The following is a 21,383-nucleotide window of genomic DNA, read 5'->3' as shown; positions in this document are numbered from 1 at the left end:
ATAAATAATTCCTCGCCGTCAATCATTTGTGAGAAAAACAATTTGCGTGTAAACTAAAAGAAAATTATTTTGAAAGGAAGGCCCCTATATGGCTACCAATCCCACGTTTTTTATTATCTCAGATTCTAGTGGTGCTACGAGTCAAACCATCGCCCAAACCGCTGCATCCCAGTTTCCTAACTTAACTCCCCAACTAAAAAGATTCCCCTTCGTTCAAACTAAGTCAATTTTAACTGGAATTCTCAAATTAGCTAAAGAAAATAATGCTATTTTATTTCATACCCTGGTTAACCGCGAACTTTGTCAAATGGTGAAGGATTTTGCCACTGATAATCACCTCTTTTCATTTGACTGCATTCAAAGCCCCATGGAAATGATCAGTGCTGCCACCGGAGAACAACCAGCTAGTGTCCCCGGTTTAATCCATGATTTAAACGAAAACTACTTTGAACGAATCGCCGCGATGGAATTTGCAGTAGCTAACGATGATGGCAAACATCCTCAAGGAATGTTGGAAGCCGATTTAGTGATTTTAGGGGTTTCTCGAACTTCTAAAACCCCACTATCATTGTACTTAGCTAACCAAAATTTGCGGGTAGCCAACCTACCAATTGGACCAGAATTACAATTACCAGCAGAGTTAAAGCAAGTTGACCCTACTCGCATATTTGGATTAACTAATACTCCTGAAAAATTAAGTCAAATTAGAAAAGAACGAATGATTTCTTACGGTTTAGCTGCCGATACTCCCTACTCCGACGCTGAAAATATTAAGCAAGAATTAGAATACGCCAAAAAACTTTACCGAGAAATCGGTTGCCTAACTATCAACGTCGCTAATAAATCAATTGAAGAAACGGCCTCCATTATTTTAGAAAGTCTCAATATTGATTTCACTCAGATGAACTAATTAAAACGGCTTAGCAGCCATCATATCAGCAAAAATATTGGCATTCATTTGTTCTCGTTTTAACATAGCCACCTCGTATCCGTGCGGATCGTAGGTGACTTTTTTATTTTCCGGATCTTTTAACGCTGGCGTTTCCAATAATTTAGGCAACTGTTCAAATTCCACACTGTGTGCAATTTGATTCAATGCTTCAAATCCGATCGTTCCTAACCCAATAATTTCATGACGATCTTTATGACTGCCTAACGGATTTTTAGAATCATTAAGGTGAATCACTTTAATTCGTTCTAACCCGATCACTTCGTCAAATTGTTGTAGAACACCCTTAAAATCATTTTTAATATCATAACCGGCATCATTAACGTGACAAGTGTCAAAAGTGACTGACAATAGTTCGGAACGATCAACTAGATTAATAATAGCGGCCAATTCATCAAAAGTTTTACCAACTTCAGTTCCTTTACCGGCCATAGTTTCTAATGATATTTGAACCGTTTGATCAGCATCTAAAACCTGGTTTAACCCCTTGGCAATCTGTTCAATTGCTACTTGACTACCAGCTCCCACATGAGATCCGGGATGTAATACAATTTGCGAAGCTCCAATTGCCTGAGCTCGCTGAATTTCACTCTTTAAAAACTGAATCCCAAAGCTGAAATTTTCTGGTTTATTGACGTTTCCTAAATTAATAATATAGGGTGCATGGACAACCACTTCAACTTGGTCATGTTCTTTCATGAACTCTTGACCTTCTTTAGCGTTGAGTGCTTCAATTGGTTTTCTAACCGTATTTTGAGGCGCTCCCGTATACACCATAAAGACATTTTCGCCAAGTTCTGCTGCTTGTTGTGCTGAGCCTAAAAACATCGGTTTACCCTTCATGCTAACGTGAGATCCAATTAAAAACGGAGTTGTCATTTGATCATCTTCCTTTCAGTCAGTGTTTCAATTAATTTGGCCACGTCATCAGCTGCGTGACCAGTTTCCCACTGGCAAAACAATTGATTAAAGTATTCCAGTTGAGAATTAAAGGCTGGAAACATTTTAGTTTCCTTAAACGTAGTTAATTGTTGATAAAAATCAGTTGAGTTGGTCACTACTGGTCCTGGGAGATGGTGCTCATCATATGGAAAATAAAAGCCCCGTAGTTCTTTTTGATAGTGCTGTAAATCATACGGATAGAATAACATAGGTCGTTTTAAATTAGCATAGTCAAACATTACTGAAGAATAGTCCGTAATCAGTAAATCGCTAATCAAGTACAACTGATTAATGTCCTCAGTTGCTTTAACAAAAACGCGATCTTCAAATCCGGTTATATCCACTTGATCAGCCACTAAATAATGGGGCCGAATAATCAGAGCAACATCATCACCAACCATATCAAAAAACTTCTTTAGATCAAACGGCAACGTAAAGTGGTATTGACCTGGTTGAATATAATCATCATCCCTCCAAGTGGGAGCATACAAAATCACTTGCCGAAAATTATGTCCCAAGAGAGTTTGTTTTAAGTGCTTAATTTTAAAAACATTATTGTCTGTGTATAAAACATCGTTTCTGGGATAACCAATATCTAAAAACTGATTGGAAAACTTAAACGCTCTCGCGAAAATATCCTTAGAATACTGATTAGGCGCAATTAGATATTGCCAACGACTAGCTTCTTGAATAAATTCTTGATGATATTGGTCAGTGGTTTTACCCGGGATTTCTACATTCTCAATATCGGCTCCCAAACGTTTCAGCGGCGTACCATGCCAGGTTTGAATATAGATAGTATTTTGGTTCTTATGCCACCAAGCCGGCATTCTAGAATTCATAACCCAAAATTGGGCTCTGGCAATTACTGGCACCCAAGCTGGTGTGAATCGTTTAACCAGATGGATTTCTGGATGTTCTTTATGTAGCCGCTTATATTCTTTAGGTTTAACACTAAAGTACAGTTTTTCTCTTAACTCCGGGTGAGTAGCCAATAATTGCTGATATATGGCGTAGGGATTATCGCTAACATCCTTGCCGTTAAAACTTTCAAATACGACGGTATCTTTTTTAATCGCCATACAAAGAAACCCATCGTTCATCACGATGAGTCCTAAGCGAGCGATTAATTTTAAAAAGTGAATTAATTGCTTTTTCAATTTTAATCTCCCGTTAAATTAAGTCTACAAACTTGGAACGGAACTTGTAATGTAAGTGAGAGCCGACTAGTAAGAAGAAGAGAACCATTCCCCAAAAGACTAAGTTAAGCGTCGTTTGTTGCCAGAACCCGGTATGGCCAACCATTGATTGTCGGAATCCGGAAATAATGTAGAAAAATGGATTTAATTCTAAAATTCTAACAAATGGCGCTGGAAATGCATCCGTTTGGAAGTTAAATAAGACCCCGGACATATAGAATAACATCCGCATTAATGATTGTAATAGGATATGGTAATCTCTGACCAACACTGAAATAGTTGAGTTAAAGATCCCAAAAGCAATTAACCAAGCAATCATGGCTACAAAGTAATAAATCCATTGAACCCAGTAAATAGTGGGATGAACTCCGTATAAGAGCCCTACAACAATAGAAAAAGTCATCATTGTCCAAAAAGAACTCAAATTACCGATAATTTTAATGCTGGGTAAGACACTAACCGGAAATTTCATTTTGGATACCATTCCTACCCGTTGATAGATGCTCTTAGAAGCATCCAAGGTAGCCCGGTTCATGTAAAACCAAGGAGTATACCCAATTACCATCCAAGCTAAATAACTTACGCCGTCAGTGGCGTTTCCATGCTTTAATCCCACTCCGAACACTAACCAATAAATGGCGATTTGGATTAAAGGATATAAGTATTCCCAGACCAACCCTAAGTAATGGCTCTGGTATTCAGCTTTATCTTCGTACCTAGCAATTCGTCCAATAATTCCGATATTGTCAAATTGCTCTTTTATTAATGTATAGACCTCTTTCAAAGCTAGGCACTCCTTAACGTTTTAAATTTAAATACTCAGTATAGTAATCAATTACTCGATGCGTGGCATTACCATCGTTGTAAGTATTCCACTTTTGATTAAAAGTCGTAAAATCGGTAGTTTGATTAGCTTTAATAACCTCAGCTAACTCAGCTACAGTAGTTACGGGCGGAGTTGGCAACCAAGTTAAAAAATCATCTTGAATCCCTGGAGCCTTTTGGTAGCTATCCAGGTCAAACATATAAAATATTGCCGTTTTAGCATTAGGCAGCAATGAAAAATCAAAAGCTACTGATGAATAATCCGTTACTAATGTATCAGTCACGGTTAACAACTCACTAGTTGATAATTGATCGTAAGACCTAATTTTGCTATTATCATCTGCTTGTCGTTGACTCAATGATTGTAATAAAGGATGCAATTTAACAATCACAATAGCATTGGGATCAGCACTTAAAGCATCAGCCACTCCCACCGGAATTTTAATTTTTTTATCATCCCGGTACGTTGGCGCATATAAAATTACCCGTTTTCCTTTTAGATCAGGAGCCACTTGGTAAACGTGCCGTTGAGCTCTCTTACACCACTCTGCATTTAAATACCGATCTGAGCGTGGATAACCTAACAATCTAATCTTAGCTTGTGGCTCATGATAACTTTCTTCAAATACCGTCCCCATCGCTTGAGAACTAACCACGTATTCATCAAATTGATTATAAACTAGCTGAAATCTTCGTTTAGCCACTGCCGTTCTCTTTTGGGTGGTTGGATCTTCCCATCCAAATTTCTTAATGGCACCGGCTGCATGCCACAATTGAACAATTCTAGTTTTCTTTGAATGAACAAAGCCCCCTAAAAAGGCGTAATAATTATCGCAAAAAATCAATTTAGCACTAGCCAATAGTGGTACTAATTGGGTAACAAAATATAAATCATCCCGAAACTCAATTGTTTGAATACCAAATGCAGCCAAATCAGTAGCGGCTGCTTCAGTTTCTTTTCGATACAACACCACAATGGGCGTCCGTTGCGGTAAACGCTGAGCTAAGCGTTTAATAAACCCAACATTATTGTCAAAACTCATTAAGTAGATGACTTTTTTCTTTGGTCGCCAACTATTAAACAAGGAAACTAGTCGAATCAACCACAGATAAATGACTTTCACTTTTTTCACCATTTTCAATTTATTCATTTTTTCACACGACGGTATTATATCACACCACGTATCGCTACAACATTCAAATTAGAATTATGGTAAATTCTTAAATTACGGTTTCGGTTCGTAAAATCTCCCTAAAATTTTAACGGTATCAGAAACGCTAGCAAATGCATTAGGATCAGATTCTTCTAATGCAGCTTCTAATTCACTCATTTCAAAAGCAGAGATAACCGTGAATAAGATGGTTTTAGATTCGTGTCGATAAGCCCCTTCTACATCGTTAACGATGGTGATTCCGCGGCGCATATGATTTTGGACACTATCAATTACCGTATTGGGGCGATCAGTAATGATCATAACCTGCATTTGATGTTGTCTGGTATAAGTCATATCGATCACTCGAGCATTAACCAACAGACCTAACACTGAGTAAAAGGCATATGGCCAACCATACAAGAAACCAGCAGCAATTACAATGATTGAATTAAAAGCAATGTTAATTGTCCCAATACTTTTACCGGTTTTCTTACGAATCACAATTCCTAAAATATCTAAGCCACCAGTAGAAATGCCATTTCTAAGAGCTAACCCGGTCCCAAATCCATTAACTGCCCCACCAAAAATCGCACAAATAATCGGATCATGCGTTAGTGGAATTGGATTAAGCATTTGGATCATCAAACTGGAAAGCAACACGGTAATAAAAGTAAATGCCGTAAATTCCTTACCAATTGATCGCCAAGCTAATAAAAATAATGGTACGTTTAAAATAAATAATCCAATTCCAGTCGGAATAGTGACTGGCAGTGAACGGTTAGAAATAGTGTTTAATAACTGGGCAAAACCAGTCATCCCAGATGAATAAATATGACCTGGAGTCCAAAAGAAATTCACCGCAATTGAAACTAAGATCCCGTAAATTAACGAAGTTGATGCTTTGGTAATATAAGTATGCCGTTTAAAAAGATTTCCAAAATCGTCCATTATTTGCTTCCTAACCTTGTCTATATTTTCTATCTAAGTATATCAAATTGCTTAACCAGTCACCAAAATAAAAAAGGCCGTTTACCGGCCTTTTATTAAAGATCAAAATACGTAGACACAGCTTTAGCAAAATCAGTCATAATTTCAGCTTGAGGAATTGCTACTTCTTCACCAGTAGTCATGGACTTAACATTGGCAGTTTGATTGGCCAATTCGTTATCTCCAATGGTAATTGTAAACTTAGCATTATCTTTATTTGCTGACTTAAATTGAGCTTTAGGTTTACGATTCAAATAATCGCGCTCGGCAGTAATATCATTATGTCTTAATGCTTGCACGATTTTTAAAGTGGTGGCAGAAGTTTCTTCGCCAATTCCCACTACGTAGGCAGTTAATTCGTTTAAGTCGGGAATAGTGACATGTTGAGCTTCCATCAACAATAATAAGCGTTCAATCCCTAATCCAAAACCGACACCAGAAACTTCTGGACCGCCTAATTCTTCTACCAAACCATTATAACGACCACCAGCACAAATAGTAGTTAAATCGGCTGAGCCGTCCAAGCTAGTCATTACTTCAAAAATAGTATGGTTATAATAATCTAATCCTCGAACCATAGTTGAGTCCACTTCATAAGCAATATTTAAGTCCGTAAGTAGTTGCTTAACTTCTTCAAAGTGCGTTACGGCTTCTGGAGTTAAATAATCTAAAATGGAAGGTGCATCAGCAACAAATACCTGGTCCTTAGGGTCTTTACTATCAAGTACCCGTAATGGATTTTTGTGCAAACGAACTTTAGAATCTTCACTTAGTTCATCAAAATGAGGTTCTAAGTAGTCAATCAATGCTTTTCGATAGGCATCACGACTTTCTTGATCTCCCAAAGTATTGATTACTAAGTGTAAGTTTTGTAAGCCGAATCGAGTTAGCAAATCCATAGCCATGGCAATTACTTCTACATCCAATGCAGAAGCATCACTACCAAAGGCCTCTACCCCAATTTGGTGAAATTCACGTAACCGACCAGATTGTGGCCGTTCATATCGAAACATGGAGCCCATGTAAAACACTTTATATGGTTTTTGAAATTCCGGACCATACAGTTTATTTTCTACAAAGGCTCTAACTACTCCCGCCGTTCCTTCTGGACGTAAACTAATATGCCGGTCACCTTTGTCGTGGAAATCGTACATTTCTTTAGTAACCACGTCGGACGTATCTCCAGACGTTCTAGAAAAAACTTCAAAATTTTCAAATAATGGTGTTCTTATTTCTGAATAACGGTAGTCTTGAAATAAGCTCCGTGCTGTTTCTTCAATATAGTTCCATTTTTGTGATTCTCCAGGTAAGATATCTGCTGTTCCCTTTGGCCGTTGAAATTTCATTTCAAACCTCCCAATTTTTCAATAAAAAACCACTTTTGATTAAAAGTGGTAAGCGCAAGTTTTTAAAAATCATCCGTTGATGAACGATTAATCGTTTACTAACAGCATTTAGCCTAATTGAAAAATAAAAAAAAGTCAAGATCCAGCCAATTACAGCCCTTGATAAAAAACTGCGGTATAATAATTGCAATTATAATTTTTATTGGGGGATTTTAGTGAAAAGAATTGTACAAAACCGGGGTTGGATAATTGCTGGAATAATTGCAATCGGTACATTTGCAATTTTATTAACCATTTTTTTCTCCAACTCCGTTACCGTCAAAGTTGCTGAGCTAAATGTTCGATCTGGACCGTCCGTTTCCTATTCCGTTAAGGGGACCGTTAAAAAGGGAGCTCACCTTCAAGTAATTAAACGTCAAAACAATTGGTTAAAAGTAATTGCTAATCACCGGCAAGTTGGCTGGGTAGCTTCGTGGCTGGTTAACGATACCCAAATTACCAATCCTCGTAAAATTGCTGAAGCCACCATCGTTATCGATCCTGGACATGGTGGTGTCGACACCGGAGCCCTTTCTAATACTGGCAAGCAAGAACAAACTTATACCTTGCAAATAGCTAAAAAAGTAGCACAACAATTAAGGGCTACTGGTGCACGAGTAATAATAACTCGTGATTCTGATAGTACCGTTTCCTTAAATAAACGTCCAGAAATTGCTGAAACCAACTATGCAGATGCGTTTATTAGTTTTCATTTAGATTCATCTGATGAGCCTAACACTGCTAGTGGAGTGACTAGTTATTACTACCATCCTGGTAGGTCTAAACAAATCGCTACGGATATTAACGATCAATTTAGAAGTTCTTTGCCACTTCCTAATCGAGGAGTACAATTTGGGGACTTCCTAGTTATTAGAGATACCAACGTACCATCAGTACTTTTAGAAACTGGGTATATCAATTCTAATTCTAATTTTACGGCAATTAAGTCAGTAAATTACCAAAATCAAATTGCCTCTTCAGTGACTAAGGGATTAACTAAATACTTTGCTAATCAAGCATAATAAAAAGACCTTTAATTTATCATTAAAGGTCTTTTTATTAGTTTTTAGCTAACCATAATTTTAATTCTGGCATAGCAGCCACCCGAATTTCTGGATCACCAGTTTGAACGATTAACCCATCCGGATCAAATAAACTAGCAGCAATATTGGCATTGTGCCCTGCTAAGACATCCAATTCCCGGTCTCCAATCATCATTGCCGTTGCCCGATCTACATGATGTTTATCGATTAAATAGTTTAATGAATCCGGCTTAGGCTTTCTAGGAAACGGCATATCAGCCGTAACAGCATCCACGAATTGATCCTTAAAGCCGTTGTCGATCAATAATTGTTTAGCTTGATCATCTCGATGGGTTAATAAATAATTAGCTCCACCATTATCAATGGCTTGTTGTAAAATTTCTGCTACCCCAGAAATTGGTTTAGCATTGGCCACTTCTTGGACTTCATGGTTGTAATAAGTGGACTTTAATTGGTCCAAATTAAGCCCATATTCAGCTCCGTATTGATTAAACGCCGTTCCTAGTGATTGTTGACGCATTGTGGTGTAAATAGAGTGGTCATCAATTTCAATCTCATCTACGTTTAAATCCATTAAGGTTAAATGAAATGCTTTAACCATTGCTGGATAAGTATCAAATAACGTTCCATCAAAATCCCAAAAAAGTTGATTAATCATAATTACTTCTCCTAAATAATTAATTATTTATTTTGCGTATCAAACAAAATAGTTACCGGCCCATCATTAGTTAATTCCACCTGCATATCCGCTCCAAACTTACCGGTAGCCACCTTAATTTCTTCATCCCTTAATTGTTGGACAAATTGTAAATATAACTGTTCGGCATGCTCTGGTTTACCGGCTTTAGTGAAACTAGGTCGATTGCCCTTTTTAGTATCAGCAAATAACGTAAATTGTGAAATTGCTAAAATTTCACCATGAACGTCCTTTAAACCTAAATTCATTTTATGATCAGTATCTTCAAAAATCCGTAGGTTAGTAATTTTTCGGACTAGGTAATCAAGTTCTGCCTCACCATCCGTATCAGCTACTCCGATTAATAATACGTAACCTTGACCAATTTGGCCCACTACTTCTTCGGCAATACTAACCTGAGCCTGAGAGACTCGCTGCAATACAACTCGCATCATGTCCTCCTATCTAAATACCCGTTCAACTAAATAAACGTCCTTAATGGATTTAACACTATTAATTACCCGCTCTAATTGTTCGATATTTCTAACCCCTACCGTCAATGAAATGGTAACCATCTTATTATGATCAACCTTTCCATTAATAGAAGCCACGTTTTTAGTTACGTTACTAACGCTTCCTAAAACATCGGCCAGTAGGCCGCCGCGATTGTATCCTTGAACTGCAATATTGGCTAAGTAATTACTCCCGTCACCAGAAACCTTATCCCAGTAAACTGAAATCACTCTTTCAGCATTCTGCTCTGCTTCCTTAACGTTAGGACAATTGTCTCGATGCACCGAAACTCCTCGTCCTTTTGTAATATAGCCAATAATGGCATCTCCAGGTACCGGGGTGCAACAATGACTTAATCGAACTAACAGGTTATCTACTCCCTCAATAACCACACCATTGGAAGGCTTACTCTTAGGTCTATGATTACGCTCATCAACTTCTTTACCACTTAATGTTTGATGTTCTTCTAGCAATTCTCGTTCGGCCTGATCTTGACGTTCTCTCTTCTGAGCAGCTCGCAAATCTTCTGTCAACCGGTTAACCACCCCAGTTGGTTGAACATCGCCAAATCCAATAGCAGCTAATAAATCATCAGCATGCTGATAATGCATACTTTGAGCAACAGTTTCTAAGCTGTTATCATCTAAAATATTGAAATCATCAAAGCCTTCGCTATGGATTTTATGCAAAATAGCATCTCTACCAGAAGCAATATTTTCATCTCGATCTTTAAGTCTAAAGAACTGTTTAATTTTGTTTCTAGCTCTTCTAGTGTGAACTAGCGGTATCCAATCCCGACTAGGACCAGCTGAATTAGTGGAGGTAATAATGTCTACAATATCTCCGTTTTTCACCTGATAATCCAATGGAACAATTTTGCCATTCACTTTGGCTCCGGTAGTATGATTACCAACTTCAGTGTGAATCATGTATGCCATGTCTAGTGGACCAGCCCCCTTGGGGAGTTCATAAACATCTCCTTTAGGGGTAAAGACATAAACTCGATCACCAAAAAGTTCGCCTTTAACGCCATCCATAAAGTCAGCAGCATCATCAGTATCTTCTTGTAATTCGATAATTTGTTTAAACCAGTTTAGTTTGCTGTTATCACTGGTACCTTCAACTTCATCAGTAATACCTTCTTTGTATGCCCAATGAGCAGCCACCCCAAATTCAGCCACTTGGTGCATTTCTTTAGTTCGAATCTGCACTTCTAACGGTTTGCCTTCGGGACCAATAACGGTTGTATGCAAAGATTGATACATATTGGCTTTAGGCATAGCAATGTAATCCTTAAACCTGCCAGGCATTGGCTTCCATTCCGTATGGATAGCTCCTAATACGGCATAACAATCTTTAATCGAATTAACGATAATTCGAATAGCCAGTAAATCATATATTTGATCAAATTGTTTATGTTGATCAACCATTTTCCGATAGACCGAATAGATGTGCTTAGGTCGACCGTAAATTTCAGTTTCAATTCCTAAATCACTAATTGAATCCTGAACTTCACTAATCGCCTTATCAATATAGTCCACCCGTTGATCTCGTCTAGAATTCATTAAATGAACAATTCGATAATACTGTTGCGGATTTAAATACCGCAAAGAAGTATCTTCTAATTCCCACTTAATTGTTCCAATCCCTAAACGGTCAGCTAAGGGCGCATAAATTTCTAAGGTTTCTTTAGAAATACGGCGTTGCTTTTCAGGACGAAGGGATTTTAAGGTTCGCATGTTGTGCAATCGATCGGCCAGTTTAACAATCATTACCCGAATATCTTTACACATTGCTAGTAACAGTTTTCTGTGATTTTCGGCTAACCGTTCTTCATTAGATTTATACTTAATCTTGCTTAACTTGGTAACGCCATCGACAATCAAAGCAACGTCATCACCAAATAGTTCCCGAACGTCAATTAATTCTACACCAGTATCTTCGACAATATCGTGCAAAAAACCAGCACTAATAGTTGCTGGATCCATGTGTAAATCAGCTAAAATTCCCGCTACTTGCACGGGATGGGTAATATAAGGTTCTCCCGATTGTCTACGCTGATCACGATGAGCGATTTGAGCAAACTGATAGGCTTTTTTAACTTCCGTCAAGTGTTCTTCATTCATATATTCACTAACTTTTTGAAGTACTTGGTCAGCAGTCCATTCGATTTTAACCATTTTTCATCCTCCTCCCCAATTATGCTTGACTTAACTCTAAAATAACGGAAACTGCACTCAAAAAATACATCGGTGCCGTTTCAGTTCTCAAAATTCTAGGGCCTAAACCAACTGTTTGATAGCCCTGATCATTTAACCAACTAACTTCTGTATCGGTAATTCCACCTTCTGGTCCAAAAACGCAGCTAACCGATTCACCTGATTTTAACTTCTCTAGATTTTGAACTAATTGTGCTTTTTCTCCGTGCTTAGCTGCTTCTTCATAAGCAATCAAAGCTCGATCATAGTTTTGATCAGCTAATTCAGTTAATTTGGTTAAATACTTAATAGTAGGAATGCTGTTACGGTGAGATTGTTCTGCTGCACTTATTGCAACTTCTTGTAAACGTTCAATTTTTTTCTCACTTTTGTTGCCCCATTTGACGATAGACCGTTCCATTGGTACAAAAATTACCTCGGAAACTCCTAACTCAGTCGCCTTTTGAACAATTAATTCAGGTTTACTTTGCTTAGCAAGCCCACAAATAATAGTAGTTTTAACGGGCAAATCAGTTTGCCGATTCAATTGTTTTTCAATCTGAACAATTCCTCGTTCAGAATCAATAGCAATTGCTTGAAAAACAATATGGTTTTCGTCTACCAACTCTAATTTTGCTTTTGGCTGTGACCTTAAAACTCCAAAAAAATGATGTTTGATTTTAGTAGGTAGTTCTACAATTTGATCGACTACCAAAGATTGTTTTAAAAAATAATGTTGCACGTCTTACTCCTTAGTTGGATCTGGTCGTTGTGCAATTACTCCGTACCATTCACCCATTTTTAAAGTTTCACGAATTGCAAAGCCTTGCTGCTGCATTGCATTAATTACTAAGTCTAGTTTATCATCAATGATTCCAGAGGTAACAAAATAACCATTCACCGGTAAATTATTCCAAGCCTGCGGAACTAATGGCACGATTATTTCAGCCAAAATATTAGCAACAATAATATCTGCAGTTTGATTAATTCCATTTAATAAATCGTTAGCGATTACTTTGACCGGACTAATTTCAGGATTTAACGCCAAGTTCTTTTGTGCTGAGTCGACCGCCACATCATCTAAATCAGTTGCTAAAATTACGTTAGCGCCTAATAATTCTGCTCCGATCGTTAACACTCCTGAACCCGTCCCCACATCAATTACAGTTTCTCCGCCACGAATAACCGTTTCTAATCCTTGTAGAGATAACTTAGTAGTTGGATGAGTACCCGTTCCAAACGCCCGTCCCGGGTCAAGTCTGATAACTCGTTCATCACTATTTTGGGGAGCATAATCTTCCCAGTCTGGAACCACCGTCAAGAAACGGGTAACTGGAACCGGGTGGTAGTACTTTTCCCAAGCAGTCGCCCAATCCGTGTCATCGACTGGTTTAGCAATTACTTCAGCAGCCCCTGGATTAAGACCAGCTTGATTCAAACCTAATACCCTGGTGGTAATCTGTGGTACTCTTTTTTCTACTTGTTCACTTTCAGGAAAATATGCAGTTACCAAGGCTCCTGACTTAATGTGTTTTAAAGAGGCGGGATCAACAATTTCCCCGTGATCTCCATATTTTCCCGCCTTGATCTTAGCAAAATCAGCGGCATCTTCAATTGCTACTCCGCTGGCTCCAGCTTCCATTAATATATTAGCTACTGCCTCAACTGCCTCACTACTTGTTTTTACTGCCACCTGCATCCATTCCATAAAATTACCCTCCCAGGTTTAATTTAAAATACAAAAAAAGCATCTTTTAACGAGATGCTTCTTGGGAACTTTCATTTTGACTAGTCTCGTCATCGTGAACCTTTGCTTCATGACTTAGAAGATGGTCTTCTAAATAACTCAGTAAATCTGTTTCGGTTGCAAAAACACGGGGGTGCCGTTGTTTATGCAATCTTAAATCAATTTCTTTAATTCGTTGTCGTCCCGTCCATTTATGGTCATAACGAATAATTAAACGATTATCTAACTTCTCACGACCAAATTTAAAAATGTAGATATTTGCAGGCGTTAATAACGGGCGCATATATTCTTTTTTGTATTTGTAACCATTGTCCGTTAAAAATTGCTTTGTTCTTTCTAAAATTGTGGCCACCTCCTTACTCATTAAAGTGTTACGTTAATTAACGATAACCTTTCATCAAGAAAAAAGAAACGTGTTATGATATAAAATAAACTATATTCGGAAGGATTTCCAGTTAAAAATTTATTAATCTAACTGATGGAGGTTATCATGCAATTATTTAAAATTTCTTTTATTAATAAGATTAAACCAGAAACAGTAGAAATTGCTTATGTCGCTACCCTTGAAGGAACTAAAAGTGCTCCCATTTTCGAAGGTCGACAATTATTTTACAGAGATAATATTGATGCTAAATCCCTTAAAAATGGATCGGTTGCCATTAAAGCAATCCTCAATATTCTTTCAGTAACTTCCCCTGATCTAATTTTAGATCGTGTTTTGCTAAATCAATCACAGGACAAAAATATTTTAAATGCCATGTCCAAACAAAGTTTTGATGAAGCTTTAACGAATCACCAGCTATTAAACCGGCTAAAGACTCACCTAGATGATAACAAACAAACCATTATTGACACTGAAATCATCACTGAAACGCGAATTGGCTAATTTGAAACGACCAGTAATGGTCGTTTTTTGGTATCGTGGCAGAAAAATGGCGAAAGATTTGATTTTTTTAACATTTATCAAAAAGCAAAATGCCTATTTGGCGCCGCTTTCGTCGTCTCCAGTCTGTAAAACGGCCATGAAAGCCTGTTGTGGAATTTCCACTTTACCAACCGATTTCATCCGTTTTTTACCACGTTTTTGTTTATCCAACAATTTAGCCCGTCGATCAGGATCACCAGTGTGAATTTTAGCGGTAACATCCTTACGATAAGCCTTAATATTCGTTCTAGCCACGATCTTAGAACCAATTGCAGCTTGTACTGGAATTTCAAAGTTTTGTCGTGGAATAATAGTCTTTAACTTAGAAGTAATTTCTCTTCCCCGATCTGCAGCAAATTGTCGATGTGCAATAAAGCTTAATGCATCTACTTTATCACTATTCAACAAAATATCGATTTTAACCAAATCGCTTGGACGATACCCAGCTAATTCGTAATCCAGAGAAGCATAACCCTTAGTGCTTGATTTTAGTTTATCAAAGAAGTCAAAAATAATTTCTGATAATGGCATGTAGTAGATCACGTTTACGCGATACTCATCTAAATATTCCATAGTATCAAATTCACCCCGCCGATGTTGGCAAAGTTCCATGACTGCCCCTACGTAGTCATTAGGAACCATAATGGACGCCTTAACATAGGGTTCTTCAATTGACTTCATTGCTGAAACATCTGGCATATCCGCTGGATTATCAACTGTTTTAACACTACCATCCGCCATGTTAACTCGATAAGTTACAGAAGGAGCAGTGGTAATTAAGTCTAAATTAAATTCTCGTTCCAGACGTTCCTGCACTACGTCCATATGCAATAGCCCTAAAAACCCACACCGAAAACCAAATCCCAAAGCTTGAGAAGCTTCCGGTTCAAATTCTAATGCTGCATCATTTAACTTAAGTTTTTCCAAGGCTTCTCGTAAATCATCAAACTTAGCGTTATCGGTAGGATAAAGGCCAGCGTAAACCATTGGATTCATTTCTCGGTATCCTGGCAAGGCTTCATCCGCTGGATCATTAGCGTTAGTAACGGTATCACCCACTCGAGTTTGGGTAATATCCTTAATACTAGCGGTGATATAACCTACGTCACCGGACATTAGATAATCTCGCTTAACCGGGCTAGGTGAATTAACCCCTACTTCGGTGACTTCGTATTCACTACCACTGTTCATTAAACGAATCTTATCGCCGGGTTTAACGGTTCCTTCAAACAACCGTACACTAAGAACCACTCCGCGATAATCGTCATACACTGAGTCAAATACTAAAGCTTTTAGTGGCTTGCGTAGTTCTCCATCCGGAGCCGGAATTTTATGGACGATTTGCTCTAATAAATCCTCAATTCCGATTCCTTTTTTAGCACTAGCTAAAACCGCATCTTCAGCATCAATTCCGATAACATCTTCAATTTCTTTTTTAACCTTTTCAGGATCAGCGGAAGGCAAGTCGATTTTATTAATAACCGGCACGATTTCTAAATCATCGTCTAGAGCCAAATAAACATTGGCCAACGTTTGTGCTTCCACCCCTTGAGCAGCATCAACTACTAGTACTGCTCCCTCACAGGCTGCTAAACTCCGAGATACTTCATAGGAGAAATCCACGTGGCCTGGAGTATCAATTAAATGTAACTCATAATCATGACCATCTTGAGAATGGTAAGTTAACTCAACTGCGTTTAACTTAATCGTAATTCCCCGTTCCCGTTCTAATTCCATGTTATCAAGGAGTTGATCCTTCATATCTCGTTTAGAAACGGTATCAGTTAATTCCAAAATTCGATCGGCTAAAGTTGATTTACCATGATCGATGTGAGCAACAATGGAAAAATTCCGAATATATTTTTGGTGCTCTGCCATTTTTTCTAAATCCATGTTGTTAATCTCACTTTCATACGTATTCAAACCATTATAACAATCAAAACGGCTTTAATAAAGCTTCTTGCCACTGAATTAACAAAAAAAGCTTAAGGAATTTTTTCCTTAAACCTTTTGTTAGTTATTTTTTACCTTTTAATTTATCAAAAATGTTGCCACCCTTACTACTTGGCTTTTCACCACTAGCTTCGGCGAACGCCTTTAAGGCGTCTTTTTGAGATTTATTCAATGATTTAGGCGTAGTAATTGCTACCTTAACTCGTTCATCACCATTACCATTGCCTCGAAGTTTTGGAGCACCTTTGCCCTTCAACTTAAAGGTAGTGCCAGTCTGAGTACCAGCTGGAATCGTTAATTCTACATCTCCATGAACTGTCTTAGTTTTAACCGTGCCACCTAACGCAGCGGTAGTAAAACTAATTGGTTGTTCGAAGTAAATAGTTGAACCATCCCGTTTAAAGTCCTTACTTGGCTGTACATAAAATACAATATATAAATCACCGTAAGGACCACCATTAGCACCAACATCACCTTGACCTTGAAGCCTCATTTGTTGACCATCTTCAATTCCGGCAGGAACAGTAACATCAATTTCATGACGTTCATCAACTTTTCCACGACCATCACAAGTTGGGCACTTTTCTTTAATTTCTTTACCAGTACCATGACAAACTGGACATTCCTGACGACTTTGCATCCGTCCTAATGGAGTGTTAGTTTCAACAGTAACAAATCCAGCCCCGCCACAGTTAGTACATTTAATTGGAGAAGTACCCGGCTTAGCACCGGAACCCTTACAAGTATCACACTCGGCTTCGCGGTTGTACTTAATACGGGTTTTCTTGCCAAAAATGGCTTCTTCAAACTTCAAATTCATTTCATATTGTAAGTCACGCCCCCGTTGAGGTGCTGTTGGATCAGCTTGACGTTTACCACCGCCAAAGAATGAACTGAAGATGTCATCAAAACCAAAACCGCCACCATCAAAGCCTCCGCCAAAGCCGCTACCTGCGCCACCAAAACCTTGGGGGCCATCAGCCGAACCATATTGGTCGTAATTAGCTCGTTTTTGCTTATCACCTAAAACTTCATAAGCTTCGGTAACTTCCTTGAACTTGGCTTCAGCATCTGGTGCTTTATTGATATCTGGATGATATTTTTTTGATAGCTTTCGATAAGCCTTCTTAATCTCATCGTCGCTGGCATCCCGAGAAACTCCCAGGACTTCGTAATAATCCTTATTTGCCATGCGTAACTCCCATCTCACTAAAAATGTTAAACTTCTAAAATAGAATACCACATTTCAATAAGAAGCCAAAACTCAATAGTCTTGGCTTCTTACGTTAGGGTTTATTTTTTGTCATCGTTAACTTCGCTAAAGTCACCATCAACAGTACCATCATCGTTACCATTGTCAGTGGCGCCTTGAGCAGCTTGACCATTATCTTGTTGTTGATACAACTTAACTGCAAGATCTTGGGCAATCTTAGTCAATTCGTCTTTCTTAGCTTTCATTTCGTCAACGTTATTATCTTCACGAGCTTTCTTCAATTCATCACGAACATCAGTAGCCTTCTTGATTTCGTCTTCAGAGACTTTGTCCTTAACTTCTTCAAGAGTCTTATCAGTTTGGAAGATTAATTGGTCAACTTCATTATTCAAATCAGCTGCTTCTTTACGTTGCTTATCAGCTTCTTCGTTTTCTTGAGCTTCCTTCATCATTCGATCAATTTCAGCATCGTCTAAACCAGATGAATCTTGGATGGTGATCTTTTGTTCTTTGCCAGTTCCCTTATCCTTGGCAGAAACGTTAACAATCCCGTTTTTGTCAATATCAAAGGTAACTTCAATTTGAGGAACTCCTCTAGGAGCAGCAGGAATGTCAGTTAATTGGAATTGACCCAATGTCTTGTCATCTGCGGCCATTGGACGTTCACCCTGAAGAACATGGATATCAACGGCTGGTTGGTTATCAGCAGCAGTTGAGAAGACTTGTGACTTGCTAGTTGGGATAGTAGTGTTTCTATCGATCAACTTAGTGAAGACACCACCCATAGTTTCAATTCCTAATGATAATGGAGTAACATCAAGCAAGACAACGTCTTTAACATCACCAGTAATAACCCCACCTTGAACAGCAGCCCCTAAAGCAACGGCTTCATCAGGGTTAATTGAACGGTTAGATTCTTTACCAGTCCATGACTTAACGGCTTCTTGAACGGCAGGAATTCGAGTAGAACCACCGTTTAAGATTACTTGGTCAATATCAGAAGTTGAAAGACCAGCATCCTTTAAGGCGTTATCAAATGATACTTTGGTCTTTTCAACTAAGTCTGAAGTTAATTCATTGAATTTAGCTCTAGTTAAGTTAGTTTGCAAATGCAAGGGACCATTAGCACCGGCAGAAATAAATGGTAAGCTGATTTCAGTTTCGGTAACTCCTGACAAGTCTTTCTTAGCTTTTTCAGCGGCATCTTTTAGTCGTTGTAAAGCCATCTTGTCTTGGGATAAATCAACACCGTTTTCAGCCTTAAAGTCAGCAATTAACCAATCCATGATGCGCTTATCAAAGTCATCCCCACCAAGGTGCGTATCACCGTTAGTTGAAAGTACTTGGAAAACCCCGTCGCCTAATTCAAGGACAGAAACATCAAAAGTACCACCACCAAGGTCATAAACTAAAACTTTTTCATCTTTTTCTTGTTTATCAAGACCATAAGCTAATGCAGCTGCAGTTGGTTCGTTAATAATTCGTTCCACTTCCAACCCAGCAATCTTACCAGCATCCTTAGTTGCTTGACGTTGAGCATCGTTAAAGTAAGCAGGAACAGTGATAACTGCTTTTTCAACGGTGTCACCCAAGTAATCTTCAGCAAAACCCTTGATATATTGCAAGATCATAGCTGAAATTTGTTGAGGGGTGTACTTCTTACCATCGATATCAACGGTATAGCCTTCTTCACCCATGTGACTCTTAATAGAGATCACTGTGTTAGGGTTAGTAATTTCTTGACGCTTAGCTACTTCCCCAACTTGTGGTTGGCCATCTTTAAACGCAACAACTGATGGAGTAGTCCGAGAACCTTCTGGATTAGGAATAATCTTTGGTTCGTTACCTTCTAAAACCGCAACTGCAGAGTTTGTGGTACCTAAATCAATACCAATAATTTTATTACTTGCCATTAATAAAACCTCTTTTTATTTTTATTTGTTATTTACAACGTTAATCTTAATCAGCAGCGACAACTACCATTGCTGGTCGTAAAACCCGGTCTTTTAATTTATAACCGGATTGCAATACTGAAACCACTGTGTCAGCCGGATGATCATCATCGGCTGGAACCGTTTGGATTGCTTGGCTAAACTGAGGATCAAACGGTTTATCTAATACATCTAGTAATTCAACTCCGTTTTCCTTCATTGCACTAATTAGATGATCAGATACCATGGAAACACCTTTTTTAAGTTGTTCACCATTTTCATCGCTCACTTCTACTTGAAGAGCTCGCTCTAAATTATCAATGATGGGCAAGATAGCCTTAGCTAAAGGTTGCGCCCCATATTTAATCAAATCAGCTTGCTCTTTTTTAGCATGACTTTGAATGTTTTGAATCTCAGCTTCTGCTCGTAGATACTTGTTTTCTAATTCATCTACTTTTGCCGTCAATTCAGCTATTTGAGCTTGTGAATCATCAACGGCATCCGTTTCAGCCTTAGAATCTTGTGAATCTACAGCGGAGTTATCAACCTGTTCTTCTTTAGGTTGTTCTTCACTTAATTCAGCCAATTTGTCGCCTCCTAATCGGTTTAACGGTTACCATTTTCATAATAACCGAGTAATTTTTTAGTTAATTCTTCCTGCAAAGCTCCCACAATTCCAATTACTTTGGAATATGGCATTCTAGTAGGACCCAAAACAGCAATTACTCCTTGGCCGTACTCTTTTAAATCATACGTGCCGGTGATAATGCTGTAATTCTTGAGTAAATCGTTGCGTAGCTCACTACCAATTTTAACCTGAACTTTATTAGAATCCGGATTGATGATTTGAGCCATCCCATCGCCGGTATCCAATAAGTTATACAGCGGTTTTAAATAGTCCAAATCCTGTCGTTCAGCAAACTTCAATAAATTGAGCTTGCCGCCAACGTGAACTCGATCTTTACTGGCATTATCTAACATATCACCAAAGATCTTTAAAAAACCGTCCGGACTATGAACATATTGTGCTAACAATACCGGTAGTTCAAATTGAAGCGCCTTTGATACCTCGCTAAGCGGTTTACCAACTAGTTGATCATTAATAATTCTAACTATGGCCTCTAGTTGCTCGCTGGAAACATCACCTAGTTGAAAAACTTGATTTTCAACGTGACCATTTTGAGTAACCATGATGGCCATTACTTGACGTTCATCTAACTTAACCAACCTAAAACCACCAAGTTTAAAATCTTCATTACGCTCAGGGTTAAAAGTTAGTGCCATATAATTGGTTAAATCAGACAACACACGGGCAGATTCTTGAATAATTTCATCGATTCGGTTGAACTCCCCATGAAGAGAATTCTTAATCATATCCTCGACGCTATCCTCAATTGGATCAGGCTGTACTAGATGATCAACATAGTACCGATACCCCTCCATCGATGGCACTCGACCAGAAGAAAAATGAGTTTTAGTAATTAACCCTTTTTCTTCTAAAGCAGCCATTTCGTTTCTGACAGTAGCAGAACTAACGTGGGTATTTAACTCTGAAGCTAATGCTTTAGACCCCACCGGGTTACCAGTATTAGTGTAATCACGGACAATCACTGAAAGAATCGCTTTTTGTCTATCCGTTAACATAGCTATCACCTCTTTTTAGCACTCTATTCTTTCAAGTGCTAAGGCACATTTATAATCTAACAAACCATTGAGAATTAGTCAAGAAATATCAACGGTTTT

The 21,383-nt window shown here is 38.3% G+C and carries 20 protein-coding genes; 3 read left to right on the top strand and 17 right to left on the bottom strand.

The annotated features are described in order from the left end of the window. The first annotated feature begins 88 nt into the window (after window positions 1-88). Window positions 89-910: a pyruvate, water dikinase regulatory protein gene (locus OXT66_RS04385; RefSeq protein WP_268596062.1), complete on the top strand. Its 822-nt coding sequence runs from the start codon at window positions 89-91 to the stop codon at window positions 908-910. On the opposite strand, the gene OXT66_RS04380 is transcribed toward OXT66_RS04385, so the two are convergent. The 6 genes from OXT66_RS04380 to hisS all read right to left on the bottom strand — a co-directional run bounded on the left by OXT66_RS04380 (window position 911) and on the right by hisS (window position 7,402). Beyond that, window positions 911-1,828 (bottom strand): deoxyribonuclease IV, encoded by a 918-nt coding sequence (locus OXT66_RS04380; RefSeq protein ID WP_268596060.1) that lies wholly within the window; start codon window positions 1,826-1,828, stop codon window positions 911-913. It lies immediately after the preceding gene. Next, the gene (locus OXT66_RS04375; RefSeq protein WP_268596058.1) at window positions 1,825-3,051 is read right to left on the bottom strand and encodes a CDP-glycerol glycerophosphotransferase family protein; all 1,227 of its coding nucleotides are present in this window, start codon (window positions 3,049-3,051) and stop codon (window positions 1,825-1,827) included. Before OXT66_RS04375 ends, OXT66_RS04380 begins: the two co-directional genes overlap by 4 nt. A 13-nt stretch (window positions 3,052-3,064) precedes the next feature. Then, window positions 3,065-3,874, bottom strand: coding sequence for an ABC transporter permease (locus tag OXT66_RS04370; RefSeq protein WP_268596056.1), 810 nt, complete (start codon window positions 3,872-3,874; stop codon window positions 3,065-3,067). Window positions 3,875-3,887: 13 nt separating this feature from the next. Further along, entirely contained in the window at window positions 3,888-5,039 is a 1,152-nt protein-coding gene (locus tag OXT66_RS04365) for a CDP-glycerol glycerophosphotransferase family protein (RefSeq protein ID WP_268596054.1), read from the bottom strand. A gap of 102 nt (window positions 5,040-5,141) precedes the next feature. Then, the gene (locus tag OXT66_RS04360) at window positions 5,142-6,017 is read right to left on the bottom strand and encodes a YitT family protein (RefSeq protein ID WP_268596052.1); all 876 of its coding nucleotides are present in this window, start codon (window positions 6,015-6,017) and stop codon (window positions 5,142-5,144) included. A gap of 95 nt (window positions 6,018-6,112) precedes the next feature. Beyond that, window positions 6,113-7,402: a histidine--tRNA ligase gene (gene hisS, locus OXT66_RS04355; protein ID WP_268596050.1), complete on the bottom strand. Its 1,290-nt coding sequence runs from the start codon at window positions 7,400-7,402 to the stop codon at window positions 6,113-6,115. A gap of 215 nt (window positions 7,403-7,617) precedes the next feature. On the opposite strand from hisS, the gene OXT66_RS04350 reads away from it, so the two are divergent. Then, entirely contained in the window at window positions 7,618-8,463 is an 846-nt protein-coding gene (locus tag OXT66_RS04350) for an N-acetylmuramoyl-L-alanine amidase (protein ID WP_268596048.1), read from the top strand. A gap of 37 nt (window positions 8,464-8,500) precedes the next feature. Here OXT66_RS04350 and OXT66_RS04345 read toward each other — a convergent pair whose 3' ends face one another. From OXT66_RS04345 to OXT66_RS04320, 6 genes are read right to left on the bottom strand one after another with little or no spacing between them, the layout of a single operon-like run. Continuing rightward, window positions 8,501-9,142, bottom strand: coding sequence for an HAD-IA family hydrolase (locus OXT66_RS04345; RefSeq protein WP_268596047.1), 642 nt, complete (start codon window positions 9,140-9,142; stop codon window positions 8,501-8,503). Window positions 9,143-9,165: 23 nt separating this feature from the next. After that, entirely contained in the window at window positions 9,166-9,612 is a 447-nt protein-coding gene (gene dtd / locus OXT66_RS04340) for a D-aminoacyl-tRNA deacylase (RefSeq protein ID WP_268596489.1), read from the bottom strand. 9 nt (window positions 9,613-9,621) lie between these two features. Further along, on the bottom strand, window positions 9,622-11,853 hold the full coding sequence (locus tag OXT66_RS04335; RefSeq protein ID WP_268596046.1) for a RelA/SpoT family protein: 2,232 nt from the start codon (window positions 11,851-11,853) through the stop codon (window positions 9,622-9,624). A 19-nt stretch (window positions 11,854-11,872) separates the two neighbouring features. Beyond that, window positions 11,873-12,613 carry an RsmE family RNA methyltransferase gene (locus OXT66_RS04330; RefSeq protein WP_268596044.1) on the bottom strand — a complete coding sequence of 247 codons (741 nt, stop codon included), beginning with the start codon at window positions 12,611-12,613 and terminating at the stop codon, window positions 11,873-11,875. 3 nt (window positions 12,614-12,616) lie between these two features. Next, the gene (prmA, locus tag OXT66_RS04325; RefSeq protein ID WP_268596042.1) at window positions 12,617-13,579 is read right to left on the bottom strand and encodes a 50S ribosomal protein L11 methyltransferase; all 963 of its coding nucleotides are present in this window, start codon (window positions 13,577-13,579) and stop codon (window positions 12,617-12,619) included. A gap of 46 nt (window positions 13,580-13,625) precedes the next feature. Beyond that, window positions 13,626-13,970 (bottom strand): hypothetical protein, encoded by a 345-nt coding sequence (locus OXT66_RS04320; protein ID WP_268596040.1) that lies wholly within the window; start codon window positions 13,968-13,970, stop codon window positions 13,626-13,628. A gap of 138 nt (window positions 13,971-14,108) precedes the next feature. Here OXT66_RS04320 and OXT66_RS04315 point away from each other — a divergent pair, with 138 nt between their 5' ends. Continuing rightward, entirely contained in the window at window positions 14,109-14,504 is a 396-nt protein-coding gene (locus tag OXT66_RS04315) for a hypothetical protein (RefSeq protein WP_268596038.1), read from the top strand. A gap of 93 nt (window positions 14,505-14,597) precedes the next feature. Here OXT66_RS04315 and lepA read toward each other — a convergent pair whose 3' ends face one another. From lepA to hrcA, 5 genes are all read right to left on the bottom strand, one after another. Next, window positions 14,598-16,436, bottom strand: coding sequence for a translation elongation factor 4 (lepA, locus tag OXT66_RS04310; protein WP_268596036.1), 1,839 nt, complete (start codon window positions 16,434-16,436; stop codon window positions 14,598-14,600). Window positions 16,437-16,560: 124 nt separating this feature from the next. Beyond that, on the bottom strand, window positions 16,561-17,688 hold the full coding sequence (gene dnaJ, locus OXT66_RS04305; protein WP_268596034.1) for a molecular chaperone DnaJ: 1,128 nt from the start codon (window positions 17,686-17,688) through the stop codon (window positions 16,561-16,563). 101 nt (window positions 17,689-17,789) lie between these two features. Then, on the bottom strand, window positions 17,790-19,622 hold the full coding sequence (dnaK, locus tag OXT66_RS04300; protein ID WP_268596032.1) for a molecular chaperone DnaK: 1,833 nt from the start codon (window positions 19,620-19,622) through the stop codon (window positions 17,790-17,792). Between the two features lie 46 nt (window positions 19,623-19,668). Beyond that, window positions 19,669-20,226, bottom strand: a complete 558-nt coding sequence (gene grpE, locus OXT66_RS04295) for a nucleotide exchange factor GrpE (RefSeq protein WP_268596030.1) — start codon at window positions 20,224-20,226, stop codon at window positions 19,669-19,671. A gap of 20 nt (window positions 20,227-20,246) precedes the next feature. After that, the gene (hrcA, locus tag OXT66_RS04290; RefSeq protein ID WP_419146376.1) at window positions 20,247-21,284 is read right to left on the bottom strand and encodes a heat-inducible transcriptional repressor HrcA; all 1,038 of its coding nucleotides are present in this window, start codon (window positions 21,282-21,284) and stop codon (window positions 20,247-20,249) included. Window positions 21,285-21,383 lie beyond the last annotated feature (99 nt).

Source organism: Lentilactobacillus senioris, assembly GCF_026798195.1.
In the GTDB taxonomy this organism is placed as follows: Bacteria; Bacillota; Bacilli; order Lactobacillales; family Lactobacillaceae; genus Lentilactobacillus; species Lentilactobacillus senioris_A.
The sequence above is the reverse complement of the archived record's forward strand: the minus strand, read 5'-3'. Positions and strand labels throughout refer to the sequence as shown.